The organism is Herbiconiux daphne, from assembly GCF_024979295.1.
Classification (GTDB): Bacteria; Actinomycetota; Actinomycetes; order Actinomycetales; family Microbacteriaceae; genus Herbiconiux; species Herbiconiux daphnes.
This window is the reverse complement of the sequence record NZ_JANLCJ010000694.1, coordinates 1-555: the sequence shown is the minus strand read 5'-3', so window position 1 is coordinate 555 and position 555 is coordinate 1. Positions and strand designations below refer to the sequence as shown.

Genomic DNA, 555 nt, shown 5'->3' with positions numbered 1-555 from the left:
GTCAGCCAGCAGGTAAAAAAAAAGCGCCGGTTATTAGCCTGGCGCTTTGGGTGTCTTTCACGGACAAATAAGGGGATTAATTCAACATGCCGTTTGCGTTAATGCGGCGCATAATTTCGTGGGCTTCGGCTTCGTAGCGCTTCAATTCTTCCTCTGATACGCCTGCGCCAATCTGTACGCCCGCGCCTTTGCCGGTAGCTGGTGCATCCAGCGCAACCACGGCTTTGATCTTCGCCAGCAGGTTAGCGGTATTCATAGCCGCTTTCTTATCAAGCTCGCGTTGCGCACGGTCAGCCGGTGACAGGTCAGCAGCATCTAAACCGTAGCCCGTCCAGCGGCGCGGATTCGCTTCTTCCACCAGCTCGACGGTGATAGTTTCTGCGATGTCTTTTAGCACTTCGGTATAACTCATCTTCTCTATTCCTATAGTTTGCCGTTGCGCTCAAGCCAGCGCATCGCGATAGATATTTCCCAATTGGTAGCATTCAGCTCTTGGCAGATCCGCGCACGGGTCAGCCCTTCGCGGCGCAGCTCCAGAACCTTAACGCGCAACCA

General features: G+C 54.1%; 1 protein-coding gene. It reads right to left on the bottom strand.

The window, feature by feature from the left end; translation table 11 throughout:
• Window positions 1-76: 76 nt before the first annotated feature.
• Window positions 77-412: a hypothetical protein gene (locus N1032_RS27210; RefSeq protein ID WP_259543821.1), complete on the bottom strand. Its 336-nt coding sequence runs from the start codon at window positions 410-412 to the stop codon at window positions 77-79.
• Between the last annotated feature and the right edge of the window lie 143 nt (window positions 413-555).